The following is a 23,009-nucleotide window of genomic DNA, read 5'->3' as shown; positions in this document are numbered from 1 at the left end:
CGCTCTTTTGTAAGAACCTACGACCAAGGAGTGTCCATGGCCGATTCCATTAACTACCAGCTTGCCAAGTTCGTCGCCAGCTACGGCAAGGTTTCGCAGATTCCCGAGTCCACCTGTCCCGAGGTGAGCTTTGTGGGCCGCTCCAATGTGGGCAAGTCGTCGATTATGAACAAGCTCTTTGGCCGCAAGAACCTGGTCAAGGTTTCCAGTACGCCGGGCAAGACGAGCAACATCAACTTCTTTGAGGCCGACGACGTGCATTTCGTGGACCTGCCGGGTTACGGTTTCGCCCGTCGCTCCAAGGCCGAGCGCGACCGTTGGGCCGAGCTCATCGGTGACTTCTTCGACTCCGAGCGCAGCTTTAACCTGGTTGTGTCGCTGGTGGACATTCGTCACGACCCCAGCAAGCTCGACCACGACATGATCGACTACCTACAGGGCAACGAATTCAACTTTATCGTCTGTCTCACCAAGGCCGACAAACTCAGCCGTACCCAGCAGGCCCGCCAGGCAGCAGCCATCAAAAAGCAGCTCAACGTCCCTGCCGAAAACGTAATCATCACAAGCTCCCAAACCGGTGTGGGCATCGACGAACTCAAGCGCCGCATCGCCGAGGCCTGCCTCTAGTAAGGGTTCCATCCCAGTAAGGGCCCCCATCAATAAAAAGCCAAACCATCAGCCCGGCGCCCCTTCAAAGCGTGGGTTCCTATAGACATCGTCGACCACGTTGCTGTAGGGCCGCCCAAGGGTATCCCCCTAAAAACATTCCGCAGCACGAGGCCCGCTTATCCGTAGCTCCGAAGGAGCAGGATAAGCGGGCCTCAAGTGCGAGGACGTTTTTAAGGGGATACCCTTGGGCGGCCCGAAGGGATTAACCAGCGATGTCTACAGGTACTCGATTTGAGCGCCCTCGGTGTCGCACGTCAGAATGTGCGTGTCACACTTGGGGAACTGCTCACGCAGCTTGACCTGCAGGAACTTTGCCACGATGGTGTCGTCGGTCACGGCCATGAGGGTCGAGCCGGAGCCGCTGATCCAGATGGTCTTGGCGCCGCCGTTGAGGCAGGTGTCGCGCACGGCGTTGTAGTCGGGGATGAGGCGGCGACGATAAGGCTCCTGAATGCGGTCGTCGTTGGCGGCGGCAATCAGGTCCAGGTCACCAGTCTCCAAGCCGCGCGTCATGCCGGCGATGCGACCCATCTGCCACACGGCAGTGGAGAGCGGGATCTCCTGTGGCACGACCTTGCGCGCCTCGCTCGTGTGCACCTCGTAGGGCGGAATCACGGTAATAAAACGCAGGCGATCGCTCACCTCGTAGCGCAGGCACTGGGGGAGCGAATCAGTCGGCGTAAAGGAGCAGACGGCGCCGCCCAGGATAGCGGGGGCGACGTTATCGGGATGGCCCTCGACCTCGGTGGCGATGCGAACGAGCTCGGCGCGGTCGACGGTGTGGCCTGTCAGCGCGGCGGCAGCCATGATGCCGGCGACGACGCAGGTGGAGCTGGAGCCCAGACCGCGGGCGACGGGCACGTCGGTCTGAATGTCGATGGCAACGGGGAAGGCCGGCTCGCCCCAGGCGGCCAGAGCATCGACAAAGCTCACATAGACCAGGTTGTTCTCGTTTTGGAACTCCTCGGGGCAGCCCGTGATGGTGAGCTTGTCGGTACGCTCGAAGGTGAAGTGCGAGTAGAGGCTGACGGCCATGCCGAGGGTGTCGTAGCCGATGCCTAGGTTTGCGCTTGTTGCAGGGACGGTGATCTTGATCATGGGAATCTCCTGGGCGGTCTGTCTGTTTAGTTCGCTGCTCGGGCAGTCCTGGCTCGCTCGGAAAGCACATTAAGTGCTTTCCGGCTCGTGCGGAACTCGCGACGAACTAAACAGGCAGACCCGCATGTCAGTTCGTCATCATCCCGGTGGGTATCTGATAAAAGAAGGTGCGCCGGCTTTCGCCGGCGCTTAATAAGGGATCTAGTCGGTGCTCATTCGTTTTGCTGCAGACTCGACGTAGCTGGTCATCTCGTCGACGTCGCAGACGTCTTCGAAGCGGATGGGTTTGGATTCGAGTTCGGCGAGCTGGGTCGGGGCGACCGTGTTGGTTGCCTGCTCGAGCATGCGCATAGCCTCAAAATCGTCCTCGGGAACGTCGAGGCCCAGGGCGTCGCAGCAGGCACGCGGGAACTTGTAGGGGCTGGCGGTTGAAAGCAGCACGCGGGCCTTGGCGCCCTCGGCGGGGGCGACCTGCTCAAAGACGTGGTAGCCGCAAGCGGTGTGCGGGTCGATCACGTAGTCGTTGGCGCCCCAGCAGCTCTTGATGGCGGCGCGGACCTCGTCCTCGCTGGCCCAACCGCAGCCAAACACGCTCTGGATCTTGGCCAGCAGCTCGGCGGGCACCTCGTAACGGCCGGTCTGGGCGAGCTGCTCCATAAGACCGGCAACGAGCTCGCAGTCGCCGTCGGACAGGAAGTACAGCATGCGCTCAAGGTTGGAGCTAATAAGGATGTCCATCGACGGCGAGATAGTCGTGAAGAACGGGCGGTTGCGGTCGTAGACGCCGGTGGTCAGGAAGTCGACAAGTACGTTGTTCTTGTCGCTCGCCACGACGAGCTTGGCGACGGGCAGGCCCATGCGCTTGGCATAGTAGCCGGCCAGGATGTCGCCAAAGTTGCCGGTCGGTACGCAGAACTCCACGGCGTCGCCGGCCTCGATGGCGCCGGCGCGCAGCAGCTGCGCATAAGCGGCAAAGTAGTAGACGACCTGTGGCACCAGGCGGCCGACGTTGATGGAGTTGGCACTCGAAAGCACCGTGCCGGCGGCCTCAAGACGCTCGGCAAGCTCCTTATCGGCAAAGATGCGCTTGACGGCACTCTGGGCATCGTCAAAGTTGCCGCGGATGCCGCAGACGGCGACGTTGTCGCCCTCCTGCGTGGACATCTGCAGATTCTGCACGCGGCTGACTTTGCCTTCGGGATAAAAGACGGTAATGCCCGTGCCCGGAGCGTCGGCAAAACCAGCGAGTGCGGCCTTGCCGGTGTCGCCCGACGTGGCGGTGACGATCATGATGCGCTCGGCGCCGCCGTCCTTGGCGGAAGTGCGGGCCATCAAGCGGGGGAGCATCTGCAGGGCGACGTCCTTGAAGGCGCTCGTGGGACCGCCAAAGAGCTCCATCACATAGGTCTGAGGGGCGTCAGCGCCCGGCGCAGCGTCGAGTTTGACGAGCGGCGTAACCTCTTCACTCGCGAACGTGCCGCGGTATGCCTCGTCGACACACGCCGAAATTTCTTCGGCCGTGTAATCATTCAGTAACATTCCCAACACATCTTGAGCGATTTCAAAGTACGATTTATCTGCAAGCGAGCTGATATCGACCTGCTGGGTGCCGAGCTCGTCCGAGACAAACAAACCCCCGTCGGGAGCGATGCCGGTGCGGATTGCCACCTTACTTGAGCACGATAAAGTGCGTCCTCGTGTACTATGATAAGTTCCCATATAACACTGCTCCTCGGATGCCTTGGTCCCAATCGGTGAAACCATGGTATCAGAGCGCGCAAAACAGGTTTGCAGAGGCTTTTAGAAAGGTAACCTCAAGCCCATGATTAAGATTGCCAAGTTTGGCGGCTCGTCGGTCGCCGACGCCGAACACTTTAAGAAGATCAAGGCCATCGTAGATGCCGACCCTGCCCGCCGTTTTGTGGTGGTTTCCGCCTGCGGCCGCCGCTTTAAGGGCGACACTAAGGTAACCGACCTGCTCTACCTGGTTAACGCGCACGTTAAGTATCACGTGTCGTGCGAGGAACTACTCGAGGACATCGGCCAGCGCTATTTTGATATCGCTGACGAGCTGGAGCTCACCTATCCCATCCGCGAGGAGTTCGCGGCCTTTGCCGAGCGCGCCCGCTCGGGCGGCTACTCTACCGAGGAGCTCGTGAGCCGCGGCGAGTACTTCACCGCTCGCCTAATGGCCGAGTACCTGGGCCTGCCGTTCCTGGACGCCGCGACGGTTGTGGCGTTCCATCATGACGGTACGCTCAGCATGAACCGCACCTCCGAGCTGGTGCAGGAGTACGGCCAGCAGGGCGGCTTTGTTATGCCTGGCTTCTACGGCGCGACGCGTGAGGGCCAGATCAAGCTGCTCGACCGTGGCGGCGGCGATATTTCCGGCTCGATTCTGGCCAAGTGCCTGGGCGCCGATCTGTACGAGAACTGGACCGACGTCTCGGGCTTCTATTCTGCCGATCCGCGTATTGTTCCCGAGGCTCAGCCCATTGCGCGCGTTACTTACGAGGAGCTGCGCGAGCTTTCGTACATGGGTGCGAGCGTCCTGCACGAGGAGGCCGTGTTCCCTGTGCGTGAGGCGGGTATTCCGCTGGTCATCAAGAACACCAATGCGCCGCAGGACCCCGGCACCATCATTAGCGAGACGGCTGATGAGGGCGAGGCAGAGCCCATCATTACCGGCGTGACTGGCAAGCGCGGTTTTGTCGCCATCAACGTCGCCCGCGACCGCACCAAGCCCCGTGTCGGCTTTATGCGCCGTGCGCTTTCGGTGTTCGAGCGTTATGACGTCTCCGTCGAGCATATGCCCACCGGTGTCGACCGCTTTGGCGCCGTGGTGCAGGAGCAGGACGTGCACGACTCGCTGTACTCGCTCGTGGGTGACATTCAGCAGGAGGTCGAGCCGCTCGAGATCGAGGTTGTCGAGGGCCTGGCGCTCATCGCGACCGTCGGCCGTAACCTGCGCGGCCGCGCAGGTATCTCGGGCCATCTGTTTGGTATGCTTGGCCAGGCCGGCGTGAGCGTGCGCATGATTTCGCAGAGCTGCGACGAGATCAACATCATTATCGGTGTCGAGGAGAAGGACTTCGACCTGGCGATTCAGACCATCTACCGTGCTTTCTCCGACGAGAACGGCATTGTGAAGGTCTCCGACTTGGAGGCTCCCGCGCCGGTTGATCCCGCTCTGGCTGCGCTCCACAAGTAGCTGCTATCTCGCTAGATTTTTGGGACTCGCCTCAAAAATCTACGGCGGGGCGTTTCGTTTCGGTTTCGTTTCGACGGGGCGGGTTTCGTGCCTGCCCCGTTCTTGTATACACTGGCAACAATAATCGGCCTGCTCAGCGTGCGGGCAAAAGCCACAACCTTTAAAGGGGGAAGCATGAAACAGTACACGGTTGCTATTTTGGGCGCGACGGGAGCCGTGGGCACCCAGATGCTCGAGTGCCTTAACGAGCAGGAGTTCCCGGTCGGTAAGCTCAAGCTGCTGGCGAGCGCGCGTTCTGCGGGCAAAACCGTCGAGTTCCGCGGCGAGCAGATTGTGATCGAAGAGGCTTGCCCCGAGGCCTTTGAGGGCTGTGACATCGTGCTCGGAGCCGCCGGCGACGATATCGCGAAGGAGCTACTGCCCGAGGCCGTCAAGCGCGGTGCTGTCGTGGTCGACAACAGCCATGCCTTCCGCATGGATCCCGAGGTGCCGCTGGTCGTGCCCGAGATCAATGCCGACGATATCAAGTGGCATCACGGCCTTATCGCCAATCCCAACTGCGCGACCATCATCGGCCTGGTTCCCACGTGGCCGCTGCATCAGCTCGCCGGCGTGAAGCGCATGATCGTCTCGACGTATCAGGCGGCTTCGGGTGCCGGCGCTCCCGGCATGGCCGAGCTCGAGGCTCAGCTGGCCGCCCTGGGCCGTGGCGAGGAGATTCCCGAGCCGCGCGCGTTTGCCGCCCAGCTGGCGAGCAACCTGATTCCGCAGATCGGCGGTGTCAAGGAGGAAGGCTTTACCTCCGAGGAGATGAAGCTGCAAAACGAGGGCCGCAAGATTATGCACCTGCCCGAGCTGCGCGTGAACTGCACCTGCGTGCGCGTGCCCGTGCTGCGTTCGCACTCCGAGAGCATTACGCTCGAGTTTGAGCGCGATATTACGGTCGAGGAGGCCCGTGCTGCGCTGGCTGCCGCTCCCGGCGTCAAGCTGGTTGACAACATGAGCGCCGAGGATGCGCACGAGCGTTTCCCCATGCCGATGGATACGTCCGACCAGGACCTGATCTGGGTCGGCCGCGTGCGTCGCGACATCTCGAACCCCGAGGCCGCGCGTGGCATCACTTTCTGGTGCTGCGGCGACCAAATCCGTAAGGGCGCGGCAACCAACGCCGTCCAGATCGCTAAGCTGCTCTGCGAGTAGTGTGACCTGTCCGGCGGTGGCCGGGCTTGGTTTTCAGAACGTCCTCGACCATGTGTGGCGCCTTGTCCTGCTCCTTCGGAGCCGCGGACAAGGCGCCACACTGGTCTGCGGAGTGTTCTGAAAACCAAGCCCGGCCCCCGCCTGCGATGACGCTGCTACGAGCGGCCTGCGATGGGGCCGTTGTCGGTTGGGACTGCTGGGCTGATGTGGGGGCACGTGGCTGTTGCGGGCCCTGGTCCCGGCGGCGGCCTCGGCGCTTCGCGCCTGCTGCCTGCGGGGACTTTGGGGTGGGGCCGAATCGAAGGTGAATGGTTTTCCGAGAAGTGAACGACCTATTTTGGACCCTTGAAGCATTGGCATATTTTTGCCGCCATTTCCTGCGGTTTTATCGCATGAATCCTGCTGTTTTGCAGTCAAAAAATGCGGATGCTTCGGGGCCCTAGTTTTACTCGTTCACTTCTCGGAAAACCATTCACCTTCGTTTTTGCCGGACATCGTTTTGGGCGTTGCGACTCGGTATCGGCCGATATTGAGAGGGAAAACGCCCTCTCTTGGACAATCGAGTCTGTCCGGACGTATCTGCGAGGTTGTCTGCACAATTCGCGGTATTATGTTTGCGTAGTTTTGAAAGGAGCCGCTGGTGGTCACGACGACGTTTGCTTCGCCTTTGGGCGAAATCTTGCTTGCCGCTGATGGCCGCGGTTTGACGGGGCTTTGGTTTGAGGGTCAGGAGCACTTTGGCTCTACGCTGCTCAAAGAGGATGCGGAGTATGTCGTAGGTGCCGATGCGGTTTCTGGTACCGGTGGGATGTCTTCGGTGAGTCCGGCAAATGGCGCGGCTTCTTCGGTGCTTGAGCGTTCGTGGGCTTGGCTGAATGCTTATTTTGCGGGGCAGGAGCCTCGGTTTACGCCGCCGCTGCATATGATTGGCACGGCGTTTCAGCGCGAGGTTTGGTTTGAGCTGCTTTCTATCCCGCGTGGCGAGGTCGCTACGTATGGTGAGATCGCCCAGCGTGTTGCGGCTCGACATCGTGTACCGGGAAACGAAGCACCCGTTGTGTCTCCCCGTGCCGTGGGGGCCGCGGTCGCGCGGAATCCCATTTCGATTATCGTGCCGTGCCATCGCGTGGTTGCCGCCGATGGTTCGCTCAACGGATATGCCGGCGGGCTTGATCGCAAGGAGTGGCTGCTTCGGCTTGAAGGTGCGTACGAGGAATAACGTTCGAGCACTTTGCATAGCCAAGACGCCGTTTCCGGTTGAGACCACCTGCTTGGACATCCATCTACGCCCGCTTCTGCAGGGCGTAGATCGACTTATCCATGTTGAACAGGTAAGCCACGACGCAGACAATAAAGAACTTCGGCAAGTCGCCAAAGCCGAAGACTTCGCAGCCAATCAGGATGGGTGCGAGCAGCGTATTGGTGGCGCTGCCAAAGACGGCTGCGTAGCCCAGCGCGGCGCAAAGCGCGATGGACATGCCGAGTTGAGCCTCGTTATGGCGACATCTGGGTAACAGAAAGGCCCGCGTTCCTCAGAGGCAAGATAGGCAATGCTGCTTTTGAGGTAGATCTCAATTCTGCCGACCGCATCAAACATTAACTGCCGGAGGGCTCGGTCAAATTCATACGTGTAGATGATGGTTTCGAATGTTGTGCCTTCGCGAAAGATGGTAATCCCGGACTTGCATTTGGTTTTGTAGGGAAACCAGTAGGCCGACAGTCTGTAGTGGCCGACTTCGACCAAAGCTCGCTCGAGTTCGCTTTGATCAGAGCACTTAAGACCCCTGTATTCTGTCAATAGTGCTATTTGTTCGTTGATGGATATCCGCGACTTCCGGTATTTCATTTAAGCCTCTTGATAGAAAAAGAGCTGGAGTTGCGCATCGTTGAGAGGCTTTCCAGCTTTAGCAAAACAAACTTATAAGATGCGACGGGCCGCGTCAAGATAATTACCGGACGGTCTAGGAGGCGGCTGGTTGGCTGGCTTAAAACCTAGCGCGTGAAATGACGCTCCACGCTATTCAGCGCGCTTGATAGGATGACGAACCACGGTCTTAAGTTTCTCCGGTGCACATTTGCGTGGATCGGAGAGATAGATTTCGTGATGGAAACGGGTGCCTGAGAAGTCGGGGACATAGCCCTGCTCGGTCATGTATTCATGCATAGCGTCTACGGTCGCCGGTTCGTTGTCGTAGGGCCCGGTGTGCATGCATTGAACGCAGAGACCCTCGTCAACTTTAAGCAGCTCGACGGCAGAAAAGTCCAGTTTCTTTTTGGTCGTGGCTTCCGCGACTGCCCAGTCAAAGCCATCTCGGGTGACGAAATCGGGCAGGCGAATGCACGAGATAAAGTTGAAATCGTCCTTGCGTACATAATCGATGTCGCCGCTCGGGGAGTCTTGCCACCAGAAACCCTCGAGCGGCGGTACCACAAAGTCGAAATAGCCCTTGATACTCCTTGAGCCTTTCTTCGACATCTTGACGGTATAGGCGATGCCGTAAAGCAGCGGCAGGGCGTTTTGATACTCGCCACCTTCGGTATTTGGGTCGCCCTTTCCGCGAACGGCAACGTAGCTCATAGGCGGGACAGTTACGATGCTCGGCTTGCTTGCAGGTTTGTAGAGCTCCTTGCATTCCTTCTTAAAGTCGAACGCCATGTTGGCCGCCTTTCTGCGTATTGGCCTACTTAGATAGTGGAATCATATCATAGAAACGAACAGTTGTTCGAATGATTCGGCTGACAGATAGAGATGCGTGCGTTGTGTTTGGCGGTCGGCCTGACCCCGTCGATGATTTCTCTGCCTCCCCGGCGCCTCATCTATGGCTGTCGTTTCCCCATATAAAACCTGCCAAAATGAACCTGTCCCTTTTTGGTCGGCGTGAAATGGGTAATACTAAAGAGTTATCCGACCAGATGGGAACCGATCGATGGCCTATATCGAATTCAAAGACGTCATCAAAGCATATGGCGAGGGCGATGCCCGCATCCATGCGCTCGACGGCGCGAGCTTTACCGTTGAGCGCGGCGAGCTCGCCATTATCCTGGGCGCTTCGGGCGCCGGCAAGACTACGGCGCTCAACATCCTAGGCGGCATGGATACGGTAACCTCCGGCTCCGTGACAGTGGACGGGCGCGACGTGAGCTCTGCCAACGAGGCACAGCTCGTGGAATACCGCCGCGCCGACGTCGGCTTTGTCTTTCAGTTCTACAATCTGGTCCCCAACCTGACAGCGCTCGAAAACGTCGAGCTCGCGGCGCAAATCTGCCCCGATTCGCTCGATGCCGAGCAAACGCTTCGCCAGGTTGGCCTGGGCGAGCGCCTGGGCAACTTTCCGGCACAGCTTTCGGGCGGCGAGCAGCAGCGCGTGTCCATCGCCCGCGCACTGGCAAAGAACCCCAAGCTGCTCCTGTGCGACGAGCCCACGGGCGCGCTCGACTATAAAACCGGCAAGCAGATCTTGCAGCTGCTGCAGGATACCTGCCGCAAGCAGGGCATTACGGTCATCATCATCACGCACAACTCCGCGCTCGCGCCCATGGCCGATCGCCTGATCCGCTTTAAGAGTGGTCGCGTGGAGAGCGAGACGGTCCAGCAAAATCCCGTGCCGATCGAGACGATCGAGTGGTAGCGCCCATGGACCAGGACCGCCAAAACAGCCAAAACCACGATACGGAGCACGCGGGTCGCGACCGGGAGTTCGCGACCTACCGCACGGCCCAAAGCTCAAACGATATGGTGCCGACGGTGTTTCGCCGTGGCATCTACCGCACAATCCGCGGCAGCCTCAAACGCTTCTTGTCTATCGTGGTCATCACCGCGCTCGGCGTGAGTGTGATGTGCGGCCTCAAGGCGGGTTGTGAGGATCTGTGCGATTCGGTCGATGCCTACTTTGACCAGCAGAATGTTTATGACATTAACGTGCAGTCGACCTATGGCCTTACGCGCGACGATCTTGCGGCTATCCAAGAGGTCGACGGCGTCGAGACGGCCGAGGGCATCTACACCGAGACCGCTTACACCGCCGTGGGCACAACGCGCGAGCGCGTGGTCGTGCAAAGTCTCTCCAAGGAGAACATCGATCAGCCGGTGCTGGTGAACGGCGATTTGCCCGAGAGTGCCGATGAGGTCGCGGTGACTTCGAAGTTCCTGAAGGCTTCGGGTAAAAAGCTCGGCGATACGGTGAGTTTTGCCGCCAATGACGCGAACTCGTCCAACCAAAGCGCCAAGGATCAGTTTGCCGCGGGCGATTACACCATTACGGCCGAGGTCCTCGATCCCACTGATGTGAGCTCCGACTCGTCAGTCAACGCCTTTCGCGCTGCTTCGGCGGCGGACTATAAGTTCTATGTGAGCGAGGATGCCGCGACGTCTTCTTCCTACTCCTCGGTCCACGTGATCGTCGAGGGAGCCAAGAGCCTCAACTCCTATTCGGATGCCTACACGACAAAGATCAACGAGGTCAAGGGCAATATCGAGAAGATCCGCGAGGAGCGTGAGAAGGCACGTGCTCAGGAGTTGACGGTTGACACGCCGGCAAGCTTAGATGCGGCCGAACGCCAGGCGAATATGCTCTTTGGGATTGAACAGGGCAACATCGACCGTATGGCCGAGGGCAGCGAGGAGCGCGTCCAGGCTCAGGCCGAGTTGGACCAGCGCCGCGCCGCCGCCAACCAACAATTCGCCGATGCCCGCGCCGAGCTTTCCGATCTGGGCGAATGCACTTGGTACATCCAGGACCGCGGTAACATCGCAAGCTACTCGAGCGTCGAGAGCGATAGCTCGTCAATTGAGGCCATCGCCACGGTGTTCCCGTTTATCTTCTTTATCGTCGCCGTGCTCATCAGCCTTACCACCGCCACGCGTATGGTCGAGGAAGAGCGCACGCTCATTGGCCTGTACAAGGCGCTCGGCTATTCACGCGGGCGTATCCTGTCCAAATACGTAGACTACGCACTGTGGGCGTGTCTGATCGGCGGCGTGCTCGGCAACATCATCGGATTTGTGGGCCTGCCGCTGTTCCTGTTTACGGTGTTCGACGACATGTACTCACTGCCCCAGATGCTGCTTTCGTACGACATCGTGTCGTCGCTCGTGTCGGTGGCGCTGTTTGCCGTGGGCGTGGTGGGCGCTACGATTATCGCCTGCCGCCACGAGATGGTCGAGACCCCAGCCTCGCTTATGCGTCCCAAGGCCCCGCGCGCCGGCTCGCGTATCTTGCTCGAGCGCATCGGCTTTATCTGGCACCGTATGGGCTTTTTGAACAAGGTGGCAGCACGCAACCTATTCCGCTATAAAAAGCGCGCCTTTATGACCATCTTCGGTATCGCCGGCTGCACGGCGCTCGTGATCTGCGGCATGGGCATCCGTGACACGTCGGTGGCGCTTTCGCCCAAACAGTACGGGCATATCACGCGCTACGACCTGCTGGCGGTCGCCAATCCCGACGACTTTACTCAGACGTGCGCGGCATTGGATGAGCGCAGCGCGGCCAATGATTCCAACGTGACCGCGACCTCGACCCTGCCGATTATGACCGACAACGTCACCTTTACGTTTGGCGGCAAGAGCGAGACCGTGCAGCTGATCGTGGTGCCCGATGACCGCACGGGTGACTTGGGCAATTACGTTCGCCTTGAGGATGAGTCCAAAGAGCCGCTGTCTTTGCGTGACGGAGATGTGTATCTGAGCAAGAGTTCACAGCTGGTGCTGGGGATTCAGCCGGGCGATACAGCACACGTCCAGGATTCGTCGCTCAACGTTGCCAAGGTCAAAGTCAGCGACATTTCGCTCAACTATCTGGGCAACACGCTTTATATGACTCAGGGCACCTATGAGCGCGCGTTCGGTCGAAGCGCACGCCTTAACGGCGTCTTTGTGCTGCTTAAGGGTTCGTCGGCCGACCAGATTGCGTTTAGCAAGAATCTTAAGAGTGACGGCTGGCTCACGATTTCGAGTACGGCCGAGCATTGGGAAAACTATGAAGCGAACTTTACGATTATCAATTCGGTCGTGGTGCTCGTGACCTTTATGGCAGCGTGTCTGTCGTTTGTGGTGGTGTTTACGCTGTCCAACACCAACATCTCCGAGCGCGAACGCGAGCTGGCGACCATCAAGGTGCTGGGCTTCCGCCGTGGTGAGGTGCACCATTACGTCAACAAGGAGACGTTGATTCTCACGGCGATTGGCGCCGCTCTGGGCGTGCCGCTAGGCGGCTTGCTGGCCGAGAGCTTTACCTACATTTTGCAGATGCCGTCGCTGTACTTTGACGTCGAGGTCGAGCCGCTAAGCTACGTGCTCGCCGTGGTGCTTTCCTTTGGCTTTACGTTTATCGTCAATCTCGCCACCAATCGTACCCTCAACAAGATCGACATGGTCGGCGCCCTCAAGAGTGCCGAGTAACCTGCCAAAAAGGGACAGGTATATTTTGGCAGGTTTTATCTGGGCAAACGCCGGACAACCATTAGGTGGCCCAGCGTTTGCCCCGTTTTGCTGGGGATGTCTGTCGTTCAGTGCTCTTACTGGCCAATCCAGTGTTGCGCATAGCTCTTAATGTCTTCGGTAAAACCGTCAAGGTCGTCAAGGGTGATCACGCTGTCGATAAGCAAATTGGCTATCTCGCGGTGCATTGTGCTGCGGCGAATGTCGCTTGCAATTACGCCTGAGGACAGCTTGTCTCTATTGAGGCGCTCTTCTAGTGCCCAAAATCTACTGGACGCTTCGCTGTCGCCGTTCAGCATCTCAACGTACTGGCCGATGAGCTTTTCCATATAACGTTCTTGCCATTGAGGAAGCATTTTCTTAAACAGCTTCCAGTCGCTTTCGGTTACGTCGCGCATATGTTCTCCGCTCGTCAAACGGGCTTTCCATTTGCCTTTCATTTTATTTGGTTTTCGCTCGCAGGTGCGGATGAGAGGCTCTCTTTAGCCTTCGAGATTGGGCTTGAATGGGTCGTATGCCACAAAACGGGCCTATCTACTACGTTTAATTGGATACCCTCAACCATGCCGGGAAAACGAAAAATAAAACCGCAGGTAGAAGGCCTGTCGATTTTCGAAAAAGGCGGTCATGGTTGGCCCCATCGAGTTAAACGTAGTAGATAGGCCCTTTTCGTGGCGGACCATCAAACGAACGCCGACGCTTGTGCTGTAGCCGCTCCGATCATTCGTAAGTTGCGGTGGAATAGTTCCTAAATTCGACTACTCAAGGCTAAAACCGGAACTATATCACCGCAACTTAGGAGGGAGGGGCGGGGGGGGGTACTAGTTGGGTGCTGCCGTCGGGCTGGGATGGTTTAGGCTCGTTCGCGATGCTTCCATCGTTTACGGCACCAACGCATGAGTGCTTTTACGACCGGGATGGTGATGAGAATTACCCAGGCGGGATGGGGTTGCCCCAGACAGAGCCACATGTGGAGGAACCATGCCTCGGCACTGACCGAATAGACGACATCGATCAGCTTAGATAAGTGGCGTTGGTCGATAAAGTCGCCAAGCGCGTAATAGACGGGAATCAAAAAGACGAGGAAGAGTCCCGTAGCCCATGTGCCGTAGGCAATGCCGAGCACCAGGTAGGCGAGGGTGACGAGCGCGGGGAAGGGGAATTTGTTCCATGTACGTCCGACCTTGGTGTGGAAATGCTTGCCATGATGGTCGAGCTTGTCGTGTGCTTCCTTCCAGCTGGAAAACGTCTCGCCGTCGATGGTGACGGTGCCGTCGTCATTGGTATGCACGCTATGTCCATCGTCCTCAAGCGTATCGATATGCAATCCGCCTGGCCCCACATGGACCTCTTCGCCCTTGCGCTCGTTAGCCACATGGATGCCATTCCAGCCAACATGGACCTCTTCGCCTTTGTTGGGATCAATAACGTGGATGCCGCGCGTGAGGGAAATATCGACAAGCGGCTTATCGCTGTAACCAGAGTGCTCAGTAGAAGCCTCAGCCTCTTCAGCCTCATCTGAAGCTTTGGTGCCGGCGTCGCTGTCCTGTGCCTCATCATCAGCTTGCGAGTCGTCAGTGCTATCCACCGTCTCCCCATACAACAGCTCATCCAGCGACACGCCATACAGCGCGGCGAGCGCAATAAGGTTATCGGTATCGGGCGAGGACTCGCTGCGCTCCCATTTACTGACAGCCTGACGACTCACGCCCAGCTGGGCGGCAAGCGCCTCCTGAGAAAGCCCGGCAGCCTTGCGGCGATCAACGAGCCGCTGTGCCATCGCAAGATCCATGGTGGTTCCTTTCGTTTGATGGTCGAATCGAATGAGCCGAGTATGCTGAGAACAACCGGTAGCGACCACCATTTCTAGTTAGAATCTGCTCCAACCCTACCGCAACTACCGGTAGCAACCCCTAACGACCAGCCATTTCAGGACAAATGTCAGTGCAAGTAGCAGCCAAGAGCCCCCCATTCAGTAAGTTGCGGTGGAATAGTTCCTAGATTCAGCCATTTGCGGGCTAAGCGGGAACTATTTCACCGCAACTTAATTTCAGACCAGGCGCCCGCAGCAAGAAGGCGAATAGCCTCGGCCTCCCTAGTTGCCGCAGGAGGCCCCAGGGCTTACCTCCCAAATCTTTCCGCAGGACGGAAGGACCCCGCCGCGCGAAGCGCACGGCGGGGTCCAGACATGTCCGAGGACGATTTGGGAGGTAAGCCCTGGGGCCTCCGATGGGGGCGGTTCCAGCCGAGGCTATTCGTCGCCGAAGCTGATGCCCAGCGCCTTGGCCTCGCGCACCAGATCGCTCTGGGGGTCGACAAACTTGAGCTTGCCGGCGACATCCTCAAGCGGCATGTGGCACATCTTGCCGTCGCGCAGGGCGATCATGTAGCCAAACTCGCCGCGCAGGCAGCCAAGCGCGGCCTCGACGCCGCACTGGGTCGCAAAGATGCGGTCCTGAGCGTCGGGCTGGCCGCCGCGCTGCGTGTGACCGGGGATAGCGACACGGGTCTCGCGACCGGTCTTGGCCTCGATCTCCTTGGCGATGTCGTAGACGATCGACGGGCTCGTGCGCTCGGCGAGCTTCTTCTTGTACTCCTTCTTGGACAGTGCCGCGTCCTCCTTGGAGATGGCACCCTCGGCGACGGCCACGATGGTAAAGCGGCTGCCGGTCTCCATGCGATGCTCGATGGTCTTGATGACGTTGTCCATGTCGTAGGGGATCTCGGGAATCAGGATAACGTCCGCGCCGCCCGCGACGCCGGCGTACAGCGGGATCCAGCCAACCTTGTGGCCCATGATCTCGATGACGAACACGCGGCCGTGACTCGAGGCGGTGGTGTGGATGTCGTCGATGCACTTGGTGGCGACGTCGATGGCGCTCGTAAAGCCAAACGTCAACTCGGTGCCCCAGGTGTCGTTATCGATAGTTTTGGGCAGGACGATAACGTTGAGGCCCTCTTCGCGCAGGCGGTTGGCGGTCTTGGTGGAACCGTTGCCGCCCAGCATAAACAGGCAGTCGAGCTGCAGCTTATGATAGGTGTGGACCATCGCCGGCACCTTTTCGACGCCGTCGGCCTCGGGAATGTCCAGGCGCTTGAACGGCGTACGGCTCGTGCCCAGGATGGTGCCGCCACGGGTAAGGATGCCGCTAAAATCGGCGGGCGTCATGACGCGGAACCTGCTGTAGATAAGGCCCTGGTAGCCGTCCTCGAAACCGTAGATCTCGATGGGCTCTGCACTATTGGTCATGAGCGTTTTGACGATGCCGCGCATGGTGGCGTTGAGCGCTTGGCAGTCGCCGCCACTGGTAAGAAGACCGATCCTAAGCATGATGAATCCTTCCGGGCAAGTTATAACATGCGCATAAGTTTACCCCCGCACACTACTGATACGGGGGTAAAACGTGTTAGCTCAAATGTATAGAAATGTAAGAAACGTCAAGCATGTGTAAGGTGGGCGGGCGTCTGTCCTTACAGTGCGAAGGCGTCGACATCACCCCAATGACGCCGCAGCGTAATGGCCGCGGCAGGCTCGGTGTTATCAAAGACGACCGACCACTGCGTATTGCTCGTGATGTCTTCTGGGTTGGGCTCTTGCGCCGCGGCGCGTAGAGCTTTCCAGGCGGTCGCTTCATCTTGGGCACCGGCATGGGCGTCGAGGACATCGGCGATGGCGATTGCACGTTCCTTGCCATGCCCCAGCTCGCCATTCTTTTGGTTGGGGAGCACCTCGTCTTCGTAGCAGGCGTAGAAGTTCGTGACCTGGCTCACGGGGGTTGCCTTGCATGCACGGTCGTGGTCGCGCGGGTCCCATTCCACAACGCGCGCATCACCGGTGGCATCGTTGATAAAGAAGTGGTAGTCGCGCCCGGCCATGGCGTGCATATCGTAGGCAGAAAGCAGGTCGACGGCCTCCTGCGTGGTTGCCGCGCGGTCGAGCACCAGGCGAATGGCGAGCGAGGTATTGATGACGGGGCGTTGCGTGTCCTGGTTGCAGGGCTTGGAATCCAGGGTGAGCACGGCAATAGACACGCCACATTCGTTGATGCCGTCGAGCTGGGCGAAGGGGCCCATGAGTGCGGCAGCGCGTCCGGCAATGGTGTCAAGCGGAGCGTTGGCGCCCAGGTTGTTGAGAGCGGCAAACCCAATGGAGGCATAGCCGTCGCGCGGGTGGTTGCGCACCAACAGCGCCGAGGTGTCGTCCTTAAAGTCGTAATTGCGGCCGGTTCGCACGCGACCTTCGGCGTCCACGGCGGCAAAGGCGCTGCAGGCAAACTGCGGAGCCTGAACATGCGCCGGCACACCGGGCAGCACCTGCGCTACCACGGCGTCGATGTAGGCCTGGTCGTCGCGCACGTCGGCGGCGATGATGCGGTCGAGGTCGTAGTCGTAGGCGATGTCGATCGCGTACAGGTCATAGCCATCCGCATAATCGGTCAAGCGTTTGAGCGACGCGGCGGACTTGATCTGCTTGTGGTAGATGACGCCGGCGGCAGCGGCAAGGCCGACGGCAGCCCCGGCAATGCCGCAAACAGCGGCGGTAACGATACTACGTGGCTTCATGACGGCTCCTCTCGTCCTGTTAGCGCAATTGTCGCAAAAGGTGCGCGGGTGTGGCGGTTCAACTTGGTGAGCGGCACGGGATTAACCATGGAATGAAAGGCATGGCACCGGCGCGGCGGGGTATGCTGGAGGGGACCATCAACCCAGCGAAAGGGGAGAGTATGACGGATCAGGAAACACCTGAGCGCGCGCACGTGACGGCCGACGATATCGAGGCGGCCAACGACCTCATCGACTTTATTGAGGCATGCCCCAGCATGTTCCATACGGCGGCGACCATTATGGCCGAACTCGACGAGGCGGGCTTTACCTACCTGCCCGAGAACGCGGCGTGGGATATCGAGCCGGGCGGTCGCTACTACACGCAGCGCAACACCTCGAGTGTTATCGCCTTTAAGGTGGGCGAGGATTTGGCCGCAACGTGGGGCGAGGACGGCGTTGCCGGTGATTATCATTTCCAGCTGACGGCATCGCACAGCGATTCTCCGACGTTTAAGGTCAAGGCTGTGCCCGAGCTCGACGGTGCGGGTGAGACGCTGCGCCTGAATACCGAGGCCTATGGCGGCATGATCGACTACACCTGGTTCGACCGTCCGCTGGCGCTTGCCGGCCGTGTGCTGGTGCGCGAGGGCGATCGTATCGAGAGCCGCCTGCTCGCCACCGAGCGCGAGGTCGCTATTATCCCGAGCCTTGCCATCCACATGAACCGTGGCGTCAATGAGAGCTTTGCGCCCAATCGTGCCGTCGACCTGTGCCCGCTCATCAGCGCCGGCGAGCTTAAGCAGGGTGATTTTGATGCCCTGATCGCCGATGAGCTCGATGTGGAGCCCGAGCAGATCCTAGGCCGTGATCTGTTCCTGGTCAATCGTCAGGATGCGCGTATCTGGGGCTGGGCCGACGAGTTTATCTCGACGCCCAAGCTCGACGACCTGGCCTGCGCCTACACCTCGCTGCAAGCGTTTTTGGGCGCCGAGAACGCGCACGACGTCTCGGTCTTCTGCTGCTTCGATAACGAGGAAGTTGGCTCCGAGACCAAGCAGGGTGCCATGTCGACGTTCTTGGCCGACGCGCTGCGCCGCATTAACGGGTCGCTCGGCTTTGATGATGAGTCGTACCATCGCGCACTTGCTGCTTCGATGCTCGTGAGCTGCGATAACGCACATGCCGTACATCCCAACCACGCCGAGAAGTGCGATGCCCGCAATCAGGTGGTGCTCAACGGCGGCATTGTCATCAAGGAAGCCGCCAACCAGCACTACTGCACCGATGCCTTTAGCCGCGCGGTGTTCCAGGCTATCTGCGACGACGCCGACGTGCCCACGCAGGCCTTCGCCAACAAGAGCGACATGGCCGGCGGCTCCACGCTCGGCAACCTGTCCAACATGCAGGCGAGCATGCATGCCGCGGACGTGGGCCTGCCGCAGCTCGCCATGCACTCGAGCTACGAAACCGGCGGCGTCCGCGACGTGATGTACGCCATCCGCGCCCTCACAGCTTTCTACGAGCACAACCTAACCATCAACGGCGCCGAAAGCGTAGAGCTGTAAAACCTGCCAAAAAGGGACAGGTTCATTTTGGCAGGTTTTATCTGGGGAAATGCGAAAGCGTAAGCCGAACTACATCGTTGATACTCCGATGACCGTCGAGGCACAGTTTGCCTCGACGGTTTTTTCTACATAGAGGGCGACATATTTCAATTGTTGCTATACATGCTTTACGTTCTTACCATTGTATTTTATGATTAGCTTAGGATGATAGGGAGGAACCATGACTACGGCGTCAGCTCAGATCAACGTACGCCTCGATGCCAATCTCAAGAGAACCGGCGATGCTGCGCTCTCTAGCGCCGGCATGACACCGAGTCAAGCGGTGCGTGCGCTCTGGCAACTTGCGGCATCCCTGGCTGATCGACCTGGTGCGCTCCAGGACATCCTTTCGCCCGATCGAGCCCGAGCGGAGCAACACGAGCGCGAGAAGGCTGCCAGGCGCAAGCTGGGACTCATCGATCAGGGTTCACAGCTGTTTGCCATCGCCTGCCGTGAGTCGGGAATCGACGTGCCTAAGGCGCAGTCGACGGGCGATGAAGAACTCAAACGCAACGCCTATGCGGACCGCTATGGCGAGGAGATGAGCTGGCTCTATGAGTGAGAATCCAAAACGCATTTTGGTTGACACCAACGTGTGGCTTGATTACTTCATCCCCTCACGGCGCGGCCGTTCGGCGGCGATTGAGTTTTTGCGCGACGCGTGTACGGCGCAGGTCGAGTTGCTGTATGCGGCAACGTCGTCCAAGGACCTGTTCTATTTGATTTCAAGTGAGCATAAGGCATGGTATCGGCGGGAGCACGGCTCGCTTTCTCAAGATGCTGCTTCGGCGGCGACATCACTCGCATGGGATTGTCTTGAGGTGCTGTCACAACTTGCCACACCAGTACCCTGTGACCTGAGTGACATATGGATGGCGAGCAAGCAGCGTAATCTCCATAGCGATTACGAAGACGATTTAATCATCGCTGCGGCAATGCGCATAAAGACAGACCTACTGGTCACCAACGATGCCAAACTCTGTTCACACGCACCCGTCGCAGCAATGAGTGTAGAAGACGCAAAGAATTACTTAGCGACGCTCTAGCAATTTGAAGACCCCACAGGTCGAACAAAAGTCAGCGAGAGCCCGCCAGAGCGAGCAAGGTGACGTGAAAGAGGAGGGCATAGGCCTTCTGGCCATGCCCGACGATTGAGCGTCAGATTGCCGCTCTGGCGGGCTCGCAGCGTCGAGGGGTTCCGGCGTTTGGAAAACGCCGGAACAATCAGTGTTCGATCCAGCAGCGCAGGGTCTCGCCGGCCTGCAGGTGACGCAGATTCTCCGCGGCGATGTCGACCACGTTGTTGAGCGTGGCTGCCAGGTGGAACCAGCCCGAGACGTGAGGCGTGATGAGCATGTTGGGTGCATCCCACAGCGGGCTTGTGGCGGGCAGCGGCTCGGGGTCGGTGACGTCGACTGCGGCGCCGGCGAGATGTCCTGACTCCAGGGCGGCAACTAAGTCGTCGGCGACCACAAGATCGCCGCGGCCGCCGTTGGCAAAGAAGGCGCCCGGCTTCATCGCGGCGAAGAACTCGGCGTTCGCCAGGCCGTGGGTCTCGGGTGTGCTGGGCATAAAGGATGCGACGATGTCAGCCTCGGCAAGGCGCTCGGGCAGGGCGTCCATACCGTCCATGTCCTCAAACACAATGGGATAGACGAGCGGATGACGCTTGATGCCGCGGACGTGCGCGCCCATGCTGCGGCAGAGCGTGGCAAAGTGGCCGCCAATATCGCCCGCGCCCAGCACCAGCACGTTGGCATTTTTGAGCGAGGTGACCGGCCCCAAATCCTCCCAGCGATGCTCGCGCTGCAAGTCGTGATAGCCGGGCAGGCGCTTCATCATGGAAAGGACCATGGCAAACATGTGCTCGCTCACGGCCTGGCCGTAGGCGCCCACCGAGCAGGAAAGCTTGGCGTCGGCTGGCACAGTGCCGGCGGCCAAGTAATCGTCATAGCCGGCGGTCTGTAATTGCAGCAGCTGGAGATGCTCGCATGCCGTGAGCATGCCAGGGTCGATGTTGCCCAAGATCACGTCCGCATCGGCGACCTGCTTGCGCGTGGCGGCGTCGGAGCTCGTGTAGATAAAGTCCTCGCCCGGAGCGCTCGACTCAAGAATTGCGCGATGGCGGTCATTGACGGGCAGCAAAACCAGAATGTTCACAAGCAGTCCTCTCCGCTTAGCCTGCTAAAAAGGGACAGGTTTATTTTGGCAGGTTTTACCAGGTAAAACGCTAAAAAACGCCGGGCTTCGTGATGGCTAACATATCCATCGCGAAGCCCGGCGCATCTACAGCTACCAGCTCAGCAGCTCGTAGCCGTCCTCGGTCACCACGAGCTGTACCTCGCACTGAGCCGAATCGCTGCCGTCCTTGGTGCGCACGCACCAACCGTCACCCTTGCTAATCTTGATGTCGGGCGCTCCGGCGTTGACCATGGGCTCGATGGTAAAGACCATGCCCGGAGCCATGATGGTGTCTACATCGGGCGCCTCGGTGGTAAAGCCCACAAACGGGTCCTCGTGGAACTCCTTACCGATGCCGTGTCCACCGTACTCGCGCACCACGCTAAAGCCGGCGTCCTCGACCGTCTTTTGCACGGCCTCGGCCATAACGGACAGCGGCAGCCACGGCTTGACGGTCGCCAGACCCGCCTCCACGCTGGCGCGGGTGACGTCGACCAGGCGCTGGCGCTCGGCCGAGACTTCGCCGATGCAGAACATGCGGCTCGAGTCGCTAAAGTAGCCGTCTAGGATCGTGGAGCAGTCCACGTTGATGATGTCGCCCTCGTGCAGCACGTCCGTATCGCAGGGGATACCGTGGCAGACCACGTCGTTGATCGAGGTGCACACGCTCTTGGGATAGCCCTCGTAGTTGAGGTCGGCCGGCGTGCCACCGTGCTCGACGGTGTAGTCGTAGATCATCTGGTCGATCTGGTTGGTGGTCATGCCTGCGGCGATGTGCTCGCCTACGTAGTCGAGCACGCCCACATTGATGGCGGCCGAGCGTTTGATGCCCTCGATGTCGGCGGGCGTCTTGTAGAGCGTGCGGGGCAGAACCTCCCAGCCCTCCTCCCACAGGCGCTCGAGGCGCTCATCGAAGGCGCTATGGCATTTCTTATATTTTTTGCCGCTGCCGCACCAGCAAGCGTCGTTGCGGCCGGGCACGGGTCCGTTGTCAAACATGGCTAACTTCCTTTCATCCGCAGCTAGTATAGCCCACCCACGCGTCCATAAAAGTTGCGGTGATATAGTTCCGATTTAAGCGGTTTAACAGCACAAATAGGAACTATATCACCGCAACTGATGGAGCGGGGTGGTGGGCACTAGCTGCTGCGTGGTTTTGTTAGTAGCTCACCTGGCAGGGGATGCCGAGGGCGCGCACGCGCGCGGCAATGGCGTCGAGCACCTCGGGTGCTGTCTTGGCAAGGCCGGCGACCGGTGTCTCGCGCGCTACCGTGTAGATGGTTGCTTCTTGTGGGCGAATGCGCTCAAGCGCCGCGAGCCAGGGGGCAACGTACTCCTCGCCGGTGTTGTCGATGGGCTTGCCCAGATACTCACCGGTCAAAAAGATCGTCTGGATAATGACATGGCCGTCAAAGCTTGCGAACGTCTCGATCTGGTGCTCGACGTCGTAGGGGCCAACGGGCTGGTCGAGCAGCTGGATAAACACCGGGTCGACGGTATCGAGCTTAAGAATGTTGTCGTCAACCATCATGAGCGCGTCGTGCACCTGGGGACGGTCGGCGCGCGTGCCGTTGGAGAGCACGGCGATCTTGGAGTTTGGGGCAAGCTCGTCGCGCAGCGCGACGGCGCCGGCGATGGCCTGCGGAAACTCCGGTGCTGCGGTGGGCTCGCCGTTGCCTGCGAAAGTGATTACATCGGGGAGCTCGCCCTCGGCTGCCATCTTGCGCAGCTTTGCCTCGAGTGCATCGAGCACCACGGCAGCTGTGTTATACGATTCGTGGCAGGGGCGCTCGGCATTGAGACCGTTTTCGCAGTATATGCAGTCGAACGTGCAGATTTTGCCGCTGGCCGGCATCATGTTGACGCCGAGCGAGAGACCAAGGCGACGGCTGCGAACGGGCCCAAAGATGGGGCTGGCATTTAAAAACGTAGACATAGAAATATGCTCCTCAAGACAGTTGTGCCTAAGCATAGCATCGGCGCCAACGTATGGTCCGGGCTTGTGCTTTGCAGGTTTCGATTTTTAACTCCGCCCTCGATACCGCGCCATGAAAGGTATCGG

21 protein-coding genes are annotated in these 23,009 nt (G+C 59.4%); 9 read left to right on the top strand and 12 right to left on the bottom strand.

Annotation, left to right across the window (positions count from 1 at the left end):
* Positions 1–36 precede the first annotated feature (36 nt).
* Entirely contained in the window at positions 37–627 is a 591-nt protein-coding gene (gene yihA, locus KSY82_RS02730) for a ribosome biogenesis GTP-binding protein YihA/YsxC (RefSeq protein WP_089572350.1), read from the top strand.
* Between the two features lie 258 nt (positions 628–885).
* Here the strand turns inward: yihA and thrB are convergent, their stop codons facing one another.
* Both thrB and thrC read right to left on the bottom strand, forming a co-directional pair.
* Positions 886–1,767: a homoserine kinase gene (thrB, locus tag KSY82_RS02725; RefSeq protein WP_196033875.1), complete on the bottom strand. Its 882-nt coding sequence runs from the start codon at positions 1,765–1,767 to the stop codon at positions 886–888.
* 201 nt (positions 1,768–1,968) lie between these two features.
* Complete coding sequence (thrC, locus tag KSY82_RS02720; RefSeq protein WP_217750198.1) at positions 1,969–3,486, bottom strand: threonine synthase; 1,518 nt, start codon at positions 3,484–3,486, stop codon at positions 1,969–1,971.
* Positions 3,487–3,589: 103 nt separating this feature from the next.
* On the opposite strand from thrC, the gene KSY82_RS02715 reads away from it, so the two are divergent.
* The 3 genes from KSY82_RS02715 (at position 3,590) to KSY82_RS02705 (ending at position 7,397) form a co-directional block, all read left to right on the top strand.
* Positions 3,590–4,978: an aspartate kinase gene (locus tag KSY82_RS02715; protein ID WP_117743714.1), complete on the top strand. Its 1,389-nt coding sequence runs from the start codon at positions 3,590–3,592 to the stop codon at positions 4,976–4,978.
* A 174-nt stretch (positions 4,979–5,152) separates the two neighbouring features.
* Positions 5,153–6,178, top strand: a complete 1,026-nt coding sequence (locus KSY82_RS02710; protein ID WP_217750197.1) for an aspartate-semialdehyde dehydrogenase — start codon at positions 5,153–5,155, stop codon at positions 6,176–6,178.
* 640 nt (positions 6,179–6,818) lie between these two features.
* Positions 6,819–7,397 carry a methylated-DNA--[protein]-cysteine S-methyltransferase gene (locus KSY82_RS02705; RefSeq protein WP_271748100.1) on the top strand — a complete coding sequence of 193 codons (579 nt, stop codon included), beginning with the start codon at positions 6,819–6,821 and terminating at the stop codon, positions 7,395–7,397.
* Between the two features lie 64 nt (positions 7,398–7,461).
* Here the strand turns inward: KSY82_RS02705 and KSY82_RS02700 are convergent, their stop codons facing one another.
* The 3 genes from KSY82_RS02700 to KSY82_RS02690 all read right to left on the bottom strand — a co-directional run bounded on the left by KSY82_RS02700 (position 7,462) and on the right by KSY82_RS02690 (position 8,834).
* Positions 7,462–7,656: a chloride channel protein gene (locus tag KSY82_RS02700; protein WP_217750196.1), complete on the bottom strand. Its 195-nt coding sequence runs from the start codon at positions 7,654–7,656 to the stop codon at positions 7,462–7,464.
* Complete coding sequence (locus tag KSY82_RS10510) at positions 7,575–8,024, bottom strand: Abi family protein (RefSeq protein ID WP_217750195.1); 450 nt, start codon at positions 8,022–8,024, stop codon at positions 7,575–7,577. The genes KSY82_RS02700 and KSY82_RS10510 overlap by 82 nt, the downstream gene beginning before the upstream one ends.
* A gap of 171 nt (positions 8,025–8,195) precedes the next feature.
* Complete coding sequence (locus KSY82_RS02690) at positions 8,196–8,834, bottom strand: GyrI-like domain-containing protein (protein ID WP_217750194.1); 639 nt, start codon at positions 8,832–8,834, stop codon at positions 8,196–8,198.
* 271 nt (positions 8,835–9,105) lie between these two features.
* On the opposite strand from KSY82_RS02690, the gene KSY82_RS02685 reads away from it, so the two are divergent.
* Entirely contained in the window at positions 9,106–9,807 is a 702-nt protein-coding gene (locus KSY82_RS02685; RefSeq protein WP_195235103.1) for an ABC transporter ATP-binding protein, read from the top strand.
* A gap of 5 nt (positions 9,808–9,812) precedes the next feature.
* Entirely contained in the window at positions 9,813–12,578 is a 2,766-nt protein-coding gene (locus KSY82_RS02680; RefSeq protein WP_254881680.1) for an FtsX-like permease family protein, read from the top strand.
* A 116-nt stretch (positions 12,579–12,694) separates the two neighbouring features.
* On the opposite strand, the gene KSY82_RS02675 is transcribed toward KSY82_RS02680, so the two are convergent.
* The 4 genes from KSY82_RS02675 to KSY82_RS02660 all read right to left on the bottom strand — a co-directional run bounded on the left by KSY82_RS02675 (position 12,695) and on the right by KSY82_RS02660 (position 17,180).
* Positions 12,695–13,015, bottom strand: a complete 321-nt coding sequence (locus tag KSY82_RS02675) for a hypothetical protein (protein WP_055310761.1) — start codon at positions 13,013–13,015, stop codon at positions 12,695–12,697.
* Positions 13,016–13,470: 455 nt separating this feature from the next.
* A complete protein-coding gene (locus KSY82_RS02670) occupies positions 13,471–14,409 on the bottom strand; it encodes a helix-turn-helix domain-containing protein (RefSeq protein ID WP_217750193.1) in 939 nt (312 codons plus the stop codon).
* A 459-nt stretch (positions 14,410–14,868) separates the two neighbouring features.
* Positions 14,869–15,948 carry a 6-phosphofructokinase gene (locus tag KSY82_RS02665; RefSeq protein WP_217750192.1) on the bottom strand — a complete coding sequence of 360 codons (1,080 nt, stop codon included), beginning with the start codon at positions 15,946–15,948 and terminating at the stop codon, positions 14,869–14,871.
* A gap of 140 nt (positions 15,949–16,088) precedes the next feature.
* On the bottom strand, positions 16,089–17,180 hold the full coding sequence (locus KSY82_RS02660) for a carcinine hydrolase/isopenicillin-N N-acyltransferase family protein (RefSeq protein ID WP_217750191.1): 1,092 nt from the start codon (positions 17,178–17,180) through the stop codon (positions 16,089–16,091).
* 161 nt (positions 17,181–17,341) lie between these two features.
* On the opposite strand from KSY82_RS02660, the gene KSY82_RS02655 reads away from it, so the two are divergent.
* The 3 genes from KSY82_RS02655 to KSY82_RS02645 all read left to right on the top strand — a co-directional run bounded on the left by KSY82_RS02655 (position 17,342) and on the right by KSY82_RS02645 (position 19,812).
* Complete coding sequence (locus KSY82_RS02655) at positions 17,342–18,727, top strand: M18 family aminopeptidase (RefSeq protein ID WP_254881679.1); 1,386 nt, start codon at positions 17,342–17,344, stop codon at positions 18,725–18,727.
* A 220-nt stretch (positions 18,728–18,947) separates the two neighbouring features.
* Complete coding sequence (locus tag KSY82_RS02650) at positions 18,948–19,328, top strand: hypothetical protein (protein ID WP_217750189.1); 381 nt, start codon at positions 18,948–18,950, stop codon at positions 19,326–19,328.
* Entirely contained in the window at positions 19,321–19,812 is a 492-nt protein-coding gene (locus KSY82_RS02645; RefSeq protein ID WP_217750188.1) for a type II toxin-antitoxin system VapC family toxin, read from the top strand. The genes KSY82_RS02650 and KSY82_RS02645 overlap by 8 nt, the downstream gene beginning before the upstream one ends.
* 178 nt (positions 19,813–19,990) lie before the next feature.
* On the opposite strand, the gene KSY82_RS02640 is transcribed toward KSY82_RS02645, so the two are convergent.
* The 3 genes from KSY82_RS02640 to KSY82_RS02630 all read right to left on the bottom strand — a co-directional run bounded on the left by KSY82_RS02640 (position 19,991) and on the right by KSY82_RS02630 (position 22,883).
* Positions 19,991–20,926: a D-2-hydroxyacid dehydrogenase gene (locus KSY82_RS02640; RefSeq protein ID WP_217750187.1), complete on the bottom strand. Its 936-nt coding sequence runs from the start codon at positions 20,924–20,926 to the stop codon at positions 19,991–19,993.
* A 132-nt stretch (positions 20,927–21,058) separates the two neighbouring features.
* Positions 21,059–21,946 carry a methionyl aminopeptidase gene (locus KSY82_RS02635; protein WP_217750186.1) on the bottom strand — a complete coding sequence of 296 codons (888 nt, stop codon included), beginning with the start codon at positions 21,944–21,946 and terminating at the stop codon, positions 21,059–21,061.
* 160 nt (positions 21,947–22,106) lie between these two features.
* Positions 22,107–22,883: a radical SAM protein gene (locus tag KSY82_RS02630; RefSeq protein ID WP_217750185.1), complete on the bottom strand. Its 777-nt coding sequence runs from the start codon at positions 22,881–22,883 to the stop codon at positions 22,107–22,109.
* Positions 22,884–23,009: the final 126 nt, after the last annotated feature.

This window comes from Collinsella aerofaciens (genome assembly GCF_019131995.1).
Lineage (GTDB): Bacteria > Actinomycetota > Coriobacteriia > Coriobacteriales > Coriobacteriaceae > Collinsella > Collinsella aerofaciens_S.
This window is presented reverse-complemented; position numbering and strand designations above follow the sequence as displayed.

What these genes read in the sequence shown, in the direction of transcription:
- yihA (WP_089572350.1), top strand. Translation starts at nt 37, where the DNA reads ATGGCCGATTCCATTAACTACCAGCTTGCCAAGTTCGTCGCCAGCTAC.
- thrB (WP_196033875.1), bottom strand. Translation starts at nt 1,767, where the DNA reads ATGATCAAGATCACCGTCCCTGCAACAAGCGCAAACCTAGGCATCGGC.
- thrC (WP_217750198.1), bottom strand. Translation starts at nt 3,486, where the DNA reads ATGGGAACTTATCATAGTACACGAGGACGCACTTTATCGTGCTCAAGT.
- KSY82_RS02715 (WP_117743714.1), top strand. Translation starts at nt 3,590, where the DNA reads ATGATTAAGATTGCCAAGTTTGGCGGCTCGTCGGTCGCCGACGCCGAA.
- KSY82_RS02710 (WP_217750197.1), top strand. Translation starts at nt 5,153, where the DNA reads ATGAAACAGTACACGGTTGCTATTTTGGGCGCGACGGGAGCCGTGGGC.
- KSY82_RS02700 (WP_217750196.1), bottom strand. Translation starts at nt 7,656, where the DNA reads ATGTCCATCGCGCTTTGCGCCGCGCTGGGCTACGCAGCCGTCTTTGGC.
- KSY82_RS10510 (WP_217750195.1), bottom strand. Translation starts at nt 8,024, where the DNA reads ATGAAATACCGGAAGTCGCGGATATCCATCAACGAACAAATAGCACTA.
- KSY82_RS02690 (WP_217750194.1), bottom strand. Translation starts at nt 8,834, where the DNA reads ATGGCGTTCGACTTTAAGAAGGAATGCAAGGAGCTCTACAAACCTGCA.
- KSY82_RS02685 (WP_195235103.1), top strand. Translation starts at nt 9,106, where the DNA reads ATGGCCTATATCGAATTCAAAGACGTCATCAAAGCATATGGCGAGGGC.
- KSY82_RS02680 (WP_254881680.1), top strand. Translation starts at nt 9,813, where the DNA reads ATGGACCAGGACCGCCAAAACAGCCAAAACCACGATACGGAGCACGCG.
- KSY82_RS02675 (WP_055310761.1), bottom strand. Translation starts at nt 13,015, where the DNA reads ATGCGCGACGTAACCGAAAGCGACTGGAAGCTGTTTAAGAAAATGCTT.
- KSY82_RS02670 (WP_217750193.1), bottom strand. Translation starts at nt 14,409, where the DNA reads ATGGATCTTGCGATGGCACAGCGGCTCGTTGATCGCCGCAAGGCTGCC.
- KSY82_RS02665 (WP_217750192.1), bottom strand. Translation starts at nt 15,948, where the DNA reads ATGCTTAGGATCGGTCTTCTTACCAGTGGCGGCGACTGCCAAGCGCTC.
- KSY82_RS02660 (WP_217750191.1), bottom strand. Translation starts at nt 17,180, where the DNA reads ATGAAGCCACGTAGTATCGTTACCGCCGCTGTTTGCGGCATTGCCGGG.
- KSY82_RS02655 (WP_254881679.1), top strand. Translation starts at nt 17,342, where the DNA reads ATGACGGATCAGGAAACACCTGAGCGCGCGCACGTGACGGCCGACGAT.
- KSY82_RS02650 (WP_217750189.1), top strand. Translation starts at nt 18,948, where the DNA reads ATGACTACGGCGTCAGCTCAGATCAACGTACGCCTCGATGCCAATCTC.
- KSY82_RS02645 (WP_217750188.1), top strand. Translation starts at nt 19,321, where the DNA reads ATGAGTGAGAATCCAAAACGCATTTTGGTTGACACCAACGTGTGGCTT.
- KSY82_RS02635 (WP_217750186.1), bottom strand. Translation starts at nt 21,946, where the DNA reads ATGTTTGACAACGGACCCGTGCCCGGCCGCAACGACGCTTGCTGGTGC.
- KSY82_RS02630 (WP_217750185.1), bottom strand. Translation starts at nt 22,883, where the DNA reads ATGTCTACGTTTTTAAATGCCAGCCCCATCTTTGGGCCCGTTCGCAGC.